8 protein-coding genes are annotated in these 9,153 nt (G+C 70.7%); 1 reads left to right on the forward strand and 7 read right to left on the reverse strand.

Features of this window, described 5'->3' with window-relative positions:
* Positions 1–97: 97 nt before the first annotated feature.
* From ABD912_RS20795 to ABD912_RS20810, 4 genes are all read right to left on the reverse strand, one after another.
* Positions 98–670, reverse strand: a complete 573-nt coding sequence (locus ABD912_RS20795) for a flavin reductase family protein (protein ID WP_345153950.1) — start codon at positions 668–670, stop codon at positions 98–100.
* 158 nt (positions 671–828) lie between these two features.
* Positions 829–1,803, reverse strand: coding sequence for a helix-turn-helix transcriptional regulator (locus tag ABD912_RS20800; protein ID WP_345153951.1), 975 nt, complete (start codon positions 1,801–1,803; stop codon positions 829–831).
* A 22-nt stretch (positions 1,804–1,825) separates the two neighbouring features.
* Positions 1,826–2,434 (reverse strand): TetR/AcrR family transcriptional regulator, encoded by a 609-nt coding sequence (locus tag ABD912_RS20805; protein WP_345153953.1) that lies wholly within the window; start codon positions 2,432–2,434, stop codon positions 1,826–1,828.
* Positions 2,435–2,544: 110 nt separating this feature from the next.
* On the reverse strand, positions 2,545–3,735 hold the full coding sequence (locus ABD912_RS20810; RefSeq protein ID WP_345153954.1) for an MFS transporter: 1,191 nt from the start codon (positions 3,733–3,735) through the stop codon (positions 2,545–2,547).
* A 104-nt stretch (positions 3,736–3,839) separates the two neighbouring features.
* Between ABD912_RS20810 and ABD912_RS20815 the strand changes: the two genes are divergently transcribed.
* Complete coding sequence (locus ABD912_RS20815) at positions 3,840–4,238, forward strand: GlcG/HbpS family heme-binding protein (RefSeq protein WP_345153956.1); 399 nt, start codon at positions 3,840–3,842, stop codon at positions 4,236–4,238.
* A gap of 9 nt (positions 4,239–4,247) precedes the next feature.
* Here ABD912_RS20815 and ABD912_RS20820 read toward each other — a convergent pair whose 3' ends face one another.
* Genes ABD912_RS20820 through ABD912_RS20830 form a run of 3 tightly spaced genes read right to left on the reverse strand, consistent with a single transcriptional unit; the run spans position 4,248 to position 8,877 of the window.
* Positions 4,248–5,930: an ABC-F family ATP-binding cassette domain-containing protein gene (locus ABD912_RS20820; protein ID WP_345153957.1), complete on the reverse strand. Its 1,683-nt coding sequence runs from the start codon at positions 5,928–5,930 to the stop codon at positions 4,248–4,250.
* Positions 5,931–5,967: 37 nt separating this feature from the next.
* Positions 5,968–7,713: an FMN-binding glutamate synthase family protein gene (locus ABD912_RS20825; protein ID WP_345153959.1), complete on the reverse strand. Its 1,746-nt coding sequence runs from the start codon at positions 7,711–7,713 to the stop codon at positions 5,968–5,970.
* A gap of 9 nt (positions 7,714–7,722) precedes the next feature.
* Entirely contained in the window at positions 7,723–8,877 is a 1,155-nt protein-coding gene (locus ABD912_RS20830; protein WP_345153960.1) for a glutamate--cysteine ligase, read from the reverse strand.
* Positions 8,878–9,153 lie beyond the last annotated feature (276 nt).

Here is a 9,153-nt window from a genome sequence, read left to right on the forward strand (position 1 = left end):
GGTGTGGGGGTGTGGGGGTGTGGGGGTGTGGGGGTGTGGGGGTGTGGGGGTGTGGGGGTGTGGGGAAGGGTGGAGTGGGGGTCGGGCGCGGACTGAATCAGGCGCGAACCAGCGGCCTGAAGGAGGCGGCGTCGGCGAACCACTGGCCACCGTCGCCGTCGCCGCACTGCTCCCACGGGGAGCCGCCGACGAGCCGGCCGAGGTGGTGGAACTTGCCGCCGACGAACAGCAGCGGCTCCGTCGCGGAGATGTCCAGGGCCACAACTTCGCCCACGACGATCACGTGGTCCCCGCCGTCGTACACGTTCCAGGGACGGCACTCCAGGGTGGCGGCGTTGCCGGCCAGGACCGGCACCCCGCTGGCGCTGGTACCCCACGCGGGGCCGTTTTTCATGGGCTTTCCGGCGAAGTGCAGGCAGGTGTCCAGCTGCCCCAGGGCCATCACGTTGACCGCGAACGGCCGGTCGGCGACGTAGCCGGAGAGCTTGGAGCTGCGCATCAGGGTGACCTGGGCCAGCGGCGGGTCCAGGGAGACCGGGACGAAGGCGCTGACAGTGGCGCCGTGCGCCTGGCCGTCGTCGGACCGGGTGCTCACGACCGTGACGCCGGTGCCGAACCGACCAAACGCGTGGCGCAGGTCCCGCGGGTCGATGACAGGGGAATCGGGCATTTCCTACTCCTGGGGCTCCTGGGGCGGGGGCGGCTCCTGCCGCCGTCACACCAGAGTGGCGCCTTTCACATGGCCGTGGGGGCGCGCCGGCCGGGAATGTCCGCAGCGTGCCAAAAGATGTCCGCAGCGTGCAAAAACGGGTCCCGGGAGCCGGGCCCCTACGGGGTTTCGGGCAGCCCGTCCTTGCGGGCGCGCAGCGGGGTGGTGCCGAACCGCGTCTTGAAGACGCGGGCGAAATGTCCCTGCGAGGAGAAGCCGCACCGGGCCGCGACGGCGGCGATCGCCGTCGTGGCCTCGAACGGGTCCGCCAGCAGGGTGCGCGCCCGCTGGAGCCGGCGTTCCATCAGGTAGGCGCTGGGGGTATGGCCGGTCTCGGCGAAGATGCGGGCCAGGTGGCGCTCGCTCACGCCCACGGCCGCGGCCACCTGGGCCGGACACAGGTCCGGGTCGGCGAGCCGGTCCTCGATGTAGACGCGGGCCGTGGCCAGGTAGCCGGCCCCGGTGCCGGTCCGGTCCCCGGCGGCGAGCAGCCCCAGCAGCTCCAGGGCGGAGGCCTCCGTCCGTTCCGGGTCGGCCGCGGGCGAGGCGAGGGTGGAGTTCACGAGCCTCGCCAGCGCCAGCATGTGCCGGTTAGCCGCTCCGGGCTCGCCGAAGTCGAACACCTGGGGCTTCAGCAGCGGACGGCCGCCGGACAGCTCCAGATAGTCGTCGCGCGGGATGGTCAGCACCATTTCGCGCAGGCCGCGGCTGAAGCCGCGCATGAACGGCCGGTCCGCGTCGTAGATGACGGCCTGGCCGGGCTTGAGCGACTCGTGGCCACCCTGGTGGTAGAAGAACGCCTCGCCTTCGAGGGCGAAAAAGACGGCGATCACGTCGGTGGGGTTCTGGCGGATGAACCTCTCGTTGCGCTCCACCACCTGGGCACTGCCCTTGACCTGGGCGAACTTCAGCGACGGGAAATGCAGGTTCATCTCGGCGGCCCGCAGCGGCGCGTCGTCCATGGTGCGGATGTCCAGCGAAATCAAGGCCTTGGCGTTGTGGTTCTCCCACAGGTGCACGCGGTTGCCGGCGGGGATGCCCTCGGTGGTGAACTTCAGGGCCCTTGCCGCGCCTGGCTGACGATCCGGACTCATAGCACCGACAGTGTAATGCCGATCACACCTGCGGGACAGTCCCCGGCTCTTCCGGAGCCGGCCACCAGACCGGAAGGTACTGGAAGAGGTCGTGGGCCCAGCCCTCGACGTCCTCGGAGTCGGAGAGCGCCCAGTTCTCCAGCCAGGCCGCGAACCCGGCCGCGACGAAGGCCACGCCCGGGCCGTCCGGATCGGCCTCGGCCACGCCGAACTCGTGGAGCGCCGCGAAGCAGGCCCGGGTGCGGTGGCGGGCATTCTCCTCCACCGCATGGCGGAAGGCGCCGGTCCCGCCGGCAGTGAAGAGGGACCGGTAGACGGCACGGTCCTCCAGGATCCGCTTCTGGATGCGCAGCTGCGCCTCCAGGCAGTCGGCGGAGACCGAGTCGACGGTGGAATTGCCCGGGCGGCTGCCGAAGGTGTCCCCCACCAGGCGGTCAAGGGTCTGCGCGTACACCGCGGCGGCGAATTCCTCGATGCCCTGGTAGTGGCCGTAGAACGTGGTCCGGTGGATTCCGGCCATGCGGCAAAGCTCGGAGACGTTCAGTTCCGAGAGGTTGTGTTCGGCCAGGAAGTCGAACAGCGCCTTGCTCAGGGCGGCAACCGTCCGCTCGGCCCGTGTTGTAGTGGTCATCACATCCAATGGTGCCATTCCCCCGGTAAGGAATCTGCACCCCGTGCCGTACGCGGAGGTGTTTCCTGCGGGACCGGTGGCCCCGCGCTCGTTTCAGGCTCCGGAAGCGCTTACTCCAGGCTGCGGAAGGCGCCGAAGGACGACGCCGCGACGGCCCCCATCGCCGCACCGATGCACAGGAACGCCCCACCGGTCCCCAGCCCCACGGCGAAGAATCCCACGGTGGCCGGAATGACCGCCTGGCCCAGCCGGTTGCCGGTCATCCGCAGCCCGATCCAGGTGCCGCGGGTGCCGGGTTCGGCGTACAGGCTCACCAGCGTCATGCCCAGCGGCTGGCCCACCCCCATGACCAGTCCGATCGCGAACATCAGCACGCCCAGCATGGCCACCGGCATCGGCACCGCGATCAGGGACAGCAGCACCGCGGACCCGCAGGAGGACACCAGCAGCAGCCGGCCGCGCCCGAACCGCGCCACCAGCCGGTCCAGGCCGAACCGGGAGACCACCGTGGCCGCCGCACGCAGGGACAGCAGCATGCCCACCACGCCCACCGAAATCCCGCGCTCCACCGCCAGCGCCGGCAGGTACACCTGGACCAGATCCATGGCGCAGAGCACCATCATGCCGAAGAGGATGGACCCGGTCAGGACCCGGCGCTTGCGCGGTTCGACGTCGAGGGCCTCGCGCATGGTGGCGGCGGGCGGCCGGTCGCCGCGCGGGCGCGGGGGACGCCCGCGCAGCATGCCGAAGGCGGTGGCCAGGACCACCGCGGCACCGGCGAGATAGGCACCCAGCAGCAGCGTGGTGTCCGGGTGGACCGCGTCGCCGCCGAGGGCGCCCATGAACAGCGGCGCGAGCGCCTGTCCCACCGCGACCGTCATGGTGTACAGGCCGAAGGAGCGGTCCAGCTTCGCCTTGTCGTAGGCGGACAGTTGGGCCTGTTCTCCCAGGATGCCGCCCAGGTGGCCCAGGCCCAGCACCGCGTTCCAGAGCAGGAGCATTTGCAGGTTGGGAGTGGCCCAGAGCAGGCCGGCTCCGGCGGCCAGCATGAACACCGCGCTGACCAGCAGCACGGGCGTTTCGTACCCGGCATCGAGGCGGCGTCCCACCCACACCGCCAGGAAGACGGGCAGCAGGGAGAAGCTGGCCACCACCAGGCCCAGCAGCGCCGCGCTGACGTCCATCTCCAGTGCCAGATAAGAGGTGGTGGGGCGCACGATCGCCAGGGCGGTCTGCATGAAGAAGGCGTGGGCCACGATGGCGTAGAAGCCGCGGGGTGCACGGGACAGGACGGCTGGCATGGGTCCCAGTATCCCGCCGCGCGGCGGCGGAGCCGCGTCCCGCGGTCCGCGGCCCGGAACGGGCGGGTGATGCGCGGACCCGTCCCGTGGGGGAGAATGCCCCCATGACCGAACCCACCCTGGAAACGGCCCGCAACGTTGCAGAGGCCACCCTTGCCCATGCCTCGCACCTGGGGATCAAAGTCAGCGTCTGCGTCGTCGATTCGCGCGGACACGAGCTGGTCACCCTGCGGGCGGACGGCGCCAACTGGTTCACCGCGGAGGTGGCGCGCGCGAAAGCCCGCACCGCCGCCGCGCTGCGCCGCGACAGCGGAGCGCTGGACGGGCTGAAGGGCTCCTACCCAGAGCTGTTCAGGCTGATCGGCGGACAACTGCCGTTCGAGCCCACCACCCTGCCCGGCGGCGTGGTGCACACGGGCGAAACGGCCTGGGCGGTCGGGGTCAGCGGCGCGACGCCGGAGCAGGACGTCGCGTGCGCCCGGGCGGGGTTGTCCGCCGCCTGACCGGTTCCGTCAGCGCTTGCGCTCGACGCGCGCCTCGTCCCACACCGGCTCGGCGGATTCGTAGACCTTCCCGTCGGAACCGAACACCAGGAACCGGTCGAAGGACTTGGCGAACCAGCGGTCGTGCGTGACCGCCAGGACGGTGCCCTCGAATGCGGCGATGGCCCGCTCGAGCGCCTCCCCCGAGTGCAGGTCCAGGTTGTCGGTCGGCTCGTCGAGCAGCAGCAGGGTCGCCCCCGAAAGCTGCAGCAGCAGGATCTGGAAGCGCGCCTGCTGGCCGCCGGAGAGGGATTCGTACTTCTGCTCGGCCTGCCCGGCGAGTCCGTAGCCGTCCAGCGCGCCGGAGGCGGCTTCGCGGCCGAGCCCTGAGCGGTGCTCGTCGCCGCGGTGCAGGATCTCCAGCAGCGTGCGTCCCTGCAGGTCGGCCCGGTTGTGGGTCTGCGCGAAGAAGCCGGGGCGGATGCGCGCGCCCAGCTTGGCGGTGCCGGCGTGCTCCACCGGGGCGATCACGACGTCGGAAACCGGCAGGTGCTCGCGGTCCGGGTCGGACCCGCCGGCGGCCAGCAGGCGCAGGAAGTGGGACTTGCCGGAGCCGTTGGAGCCGAGCACGCCCACCCGGTCGCCGAACCAGATCTCGGTGGAGAACGGCTTCATCAGCCCGGTCAGTTCCAGTTTTTCGACGACGACGGCGCGTTTGGCGGTCCGCCCGCCCTTGAGCCGCATCTGCACGTTCTGTTCCAGCGGAATGGCCTGCGGCGGCCCGGCCTCGAGGAACTTGGCCAGCCGGGTCTGGGCGGCGTTGTACCGGTTGGCCATGTCGGAGCGGAACGCCGCCTTGGTCCTGTACATGTTGACCAGTTCCTTGAGCTTGGCGTGCTCCTCGTCCCAGCGTTTGCGCAGCTCCTCGAAGCGGGCGTTGCGCTCGGCGCGGGCGTCGACGTAGGAGGCGAAGGACCCGCCGTGGACCCAGGCGGTGGCCCCCGAGTGCCCCGGTTCCAGGGTGACGATGCGGGTGGCCGCGTTGTTGAGCAGCTCGCGGTCGTGGCTGATGAACAGCACGGTTTTCGGCGACTCGGCCAGCTTGGCCTCCAGCCAGCGCTTGCCGGGAACGTCCAGGTAGTTGTCCGGTTCGTCCAGCAGCAGCAGGTCGTCCGGGCCGGAGAAGAGGGCCTCCAGCACCAGGCGCTTCTGCTCGCCGCCGGAAAGGGTGGACGCCGCGCGGTGCGCGGCCTTCTCGAACGGAACGCCCAGGGCTGCCATGCAAACCTCGTCCCAGACGGTTTCCAGTTCGTAGCCGCCGGCATCCCCCCAGTCCACGATCGCCTGGGCGTAGGCCATCTGGACCTTTTCGTCCTCGGATTCAAGCATCGCGGTCTCGGCCGCGTCCAGCTCGCGGGCCGCCTTGGCCAGTTCCGGCGTGGCGGTGGAGACCAGCAGCTCGCGCACGGTGGACTCGTCGCGCACTTGGCCCACGAACTGGCGCATGATGCCCATCGAGCCGGACTTGTTCACCGTGCCCTCATCCGGGACCAGATCGCCGGAGATGATCCGGAAGAGGGTGGTCTTTCCGGTTCCGTTCGGCCCGATCAGCGCGGTCTTGGAACCGGAGGTCACCTTGAAGGTGACGCCGCCGAGCAACTGGGTGCCGTCGGAGAGGAAGTACTGGAGGTCGGTCACGTCGATATGGGCCACCGGACAAGTCTAGGCGGCGAGGGACCCGCCGGCCTGTTCAGCGCCCGGGCAGTCCTTCGGGCCGGTGCACCGCGGTGACCTTCGGCGTCGGTCCGGGAGCGCTCGGCTTGGGCTCCTGCCGCTTGGCGGGGATCCCGTTCGCCGCATGCGGATAGGTGACGACCTCGAACGGCACCTCCTGGGTCCACGGCAGCGGGGCATGCTCCCCGAAGTGGTCAGCATCGGCCTCCCGCCAGTCGTCGGCCCAGCCGCGCGGCGGGTCCTCGAGCAGTTCCCCGGCGCGCAGCCAGTGGTAGATGCTCGCATAGCTGCGCGTGGTGAGGTGGTCGATGCGCCGGCGCAGCATCCGCGGATTCAGCTCAGCCGGGTCGGCGATCCCCATCGAGGCCATGATCTGCATGGCTTCCTGCACCGTGAGCTTCTGGTAGTTGTGCACCCGGTTGCCCTTGTCCTGCACGTCCAGCGCCCGCACCAGCCGCGGATCCTGCGTGGCCACCCCTACCGGGCACTCGTTGGTGTGACACTTCTGTGCCTGGATGCAGCCGGTGGCCATCATCATCGCCCGGGCGCTCAGGGTGAAGTCGGCCCCCTGGATCAGCCGTTTGACGATGTCGGACCCGTTAGCCACCTTGCCGGCGGCCCCGAGCCGGATGACCGGGCGCAGGCCGGTGCCCACCAGCGCGTTGTTCACCAGCATCAGCCCCTCCGTCAGGGGGGTGCCGATATGGTCCTCGTACTCCAGCGGGGCCGCACCGGTGCCGCCCTCGGCTCCGTCCACGATGATGAAGTCCGGGGTGACCCCGGTTTCCAGCATCGCCTTGCACATCGCCAGCACGTCGGTGCGCGATCCCACGCAGAACTTGTACCCCACCGGTTTGCCGCCAGAGAGTTCGCGCAGCCGTCCGATGAAGAGCATCAGCTCGCGCGGGGTGTCGAATTCGGGGTGCGAGGCCGGGGACACGCAGTCCGTCCCCAGCGGGACCCCGCGCGCCTCCGCAATCTCCGGGGTCACCTTCGCCGCCGGCAGCACCCCGCCCAGGCCGGGCTTGGCCCCCTGGCTGAGCTTGAGCGTGATGCCCTTGACCCGCTCGTGGGCGGCCTTGGCCGCGAACTGCTCAGCATCGAAGCGGCCTTGGGGGGTGCGGCAGCCGAAGTACCCGGAGCCGATCTCCCAGAACAGGTCGGCCCCGTAGGTCAGGTGGTGCTGGGAGAGCCCGCCCTCCCCCGTCTCCTGGACGAACCCGCCCAGCGCGGCGCCCTTGTTCATCGCCCGTACCGCGTTCTTGGACAGCGCGCCAAAGCTCATTGAGGAGATATTCATCAGGGCCATGTCGTACGGCTGGAGGCATTCGGGGCCGCCGATGCGCACCCGGAACGGCTTGGCGGGCGGGGCCACCGGGGCGGTGGAGTGCAGCAGGTACTCGTGCCCCAGCCGGTTGACCTCCAGCTCGGTGCCGAACGCCTTGTGGCTGTCCGCGCCCTTGGCCCGCGCGTAGATCAGCGAGCGGGCGTCCCGGTCGAAGGGGCGCCCGTCGTAGTTGCGCTCGACGAAGTACTGCTGGATTTCCGGCCGAATGGATTCGAGCAGGTAGCGCAGGTGCCCGATGACCGGGAAGTTGCGCAGGACCGAGTGCTTGCGTTGGAGTACGTCGCGCACCCCGAGCGTCAGCAGCAGGAGCACGATGACGGCCAGCACCCACCAGCCGACCGCCCCCAGCGCCGCGGCCACCACGGTGGCGAAACCGAGCAGGAGCAACAGCGCAAAAGTCAGGAACCGCACCATGCACGGAGCCTACGCCAAAGTGCGCCGCACTGCTTCTGCCACGACGTCCAGAAGTTGCCCGCGCTCGGCGAACGCCGCACGCTGCACGCTCGCCCCCGTGCCCTGGGCGAGGATTGCGGCCAGGCCCGCGGCAACGTCGCGGTCCTCCCCCGCCTCCTCCAGCACCGGACGGATGTGCCGCAGCAGGTCGGCGACCGCGTCCGCGGCGGGGACGGCGCGGCGCGTGGCCACCTTCACCAGCTCCCCGGAGACGCCGGCCCGGCTGGCCTGGAACATCCACACGCGCAGCAGGTCTGAGGTGGCGGGATCCGGCGGAATTCCGGCGCGCCATTGCCGCGCGGCGGTTTCCACCAGCGCGCGTACGACGGCGGCGAGCGTTGCCGCGTGTTCGGGGTCCAGGCAGACGTCCGCCACGCGGACCTCCACCGTGGGCACCCGCGGGGCGAAGCGGGCGTCGAAGTAGAGCATCTTCGTGTCCAGCGGCACCCCGGAGGCCAGGAGCGAGGCCGAGCGCAGGCGGTAGGCGTGCGCGGACCCGAAGATCGCGCTCGGCCCGGTGGTGGGCCACCGCCCCCAGCCCTGGTAGCGGTAGCTGGCGAAGCCGGTGTCCGCGCCCTGCCAGAAGGGCGAGTTGGCGCTCAGCGCCAGCACCGTGGGCAGCCAGACCCGCATCCGGTCCAGCACCCCAACGCCCTCTTCCAGGTCCTCCACCGCCACGTGAACGTGGAAGCCGCAGTAGAGCGTCTCGCGGAAGGTGATTCCGAAGGGCTTTTCCATCCGGGCGAACCGCTTGCCCGGTGCCATGTGCGGGACCACCTCGAACGGGAAGGTGGCCAGGGCGGCGACGGCGGCTCCGGCCCGCGCCGCGGCGCGGTCGGCGAGTTCGCGGCCGCGCCGGATGGTGTCGGCGACCTCGGAGAGGCGGAACACCGGCGGGGAAACGACCTCGATCTGTTCCTGTTTGACCTCGAAGGTCAGCTCCGATCCCACGGCAAGGGCGGTCGTCCCCGGCGCGTCGGTGGGCGATTCGGTGCGGGCGGCGAGGACGGTTTCTGCGGCCGCGAACGGAAGGTTGCTGCCGCGGCCAACCAGCAGGAGCTCCTCTTCCACCCCGAAGCTGCGGAGGGCTCCCTCCGGCCGCGGGGGCGCGGCGTGGTGTTCCATCGGGACCTCACCTTCGTCGGTGCCGCCTTCGTGGGTGCCGCCTTTCGGTGCCGCCCTCATCGACGCAGGGCACCGCCAGCATGGCTCTGCCGCCACGCTAGCACCGCGGGCATCCGTCTGACAGGGGCCGGAACCCCATTCCCCCGAGCCCGCGGGGCGCCCGCGAAGCGGCCGGGCAATGGCGGCGCCAGGCCGCCGGACCGGCTCAGGGCCCCGGCGAAGGTGCCGGGGCCCGGAGGGTGGCTCGGGTTCGGTGGTTGGAACCCCTAGTAGCTG

It is taken from the genome of Arthrobacter ginkgonis (assembly GCF_039540195.1).
GTDB classification, from domain to species: Bacteria; Actinomycetota; Actinomycetes; order Actinomycetales; family Micrococcaceae; genus Zafaria; species Zafaria ginkgonis.

Coding starts and splice junctions, on each gene's coding strand:
- ABD912_RS20830 (WP_345153960.1), bottom strand. CDS start 8,877: ATGGAACACCACGCCGCGCCCCCGCGGCCGGAGGGAGCCCTCCGCAGC.
- ABD912_RS20810 (WP_345153954.1), bottom strand. CDS start 3,735: ATGCCAGCCGTCCTGTCCCGTGCACCCCGCGGCTTCTACGCCATCGTG.
- ABD912_RS20815 (WP_345153956.1), top strand. CDS start 3,840: ATGACCGAACCCACCCTGGAAACGGCCCGCAACGTTGCAGAGGCCACC.
- ABD912_RS20800 (WP_345153951.1), bottom strand. CDS start 1,803: ATGAGTCCGGATCGTCAGCCAGGCGCGGCAAGGGCCCTGAAGTTCACC.
- ABD912_RS20805 (WP_345153953.1), bottom strand. CDS start 2,434: ATGACCACTACAACACGGGCCGAGCGGACGGTTGCCGCCCTGAGCAAG.
- ABD912_RS20795 (WP_345153950.1), bottom strand. CDS start 670: ATGCCCGATTCCCCTGTCATCGACCCGCGGGACCTGCGCCACGCGTTT.
- ABD912_RS20825 (WP_345153959.1), bottom strand. CDS start 7,713: ATGGTGCGGTTCCTGACTTTTGCGCTGTTGCTCCTGCTCGGTTTCGCC.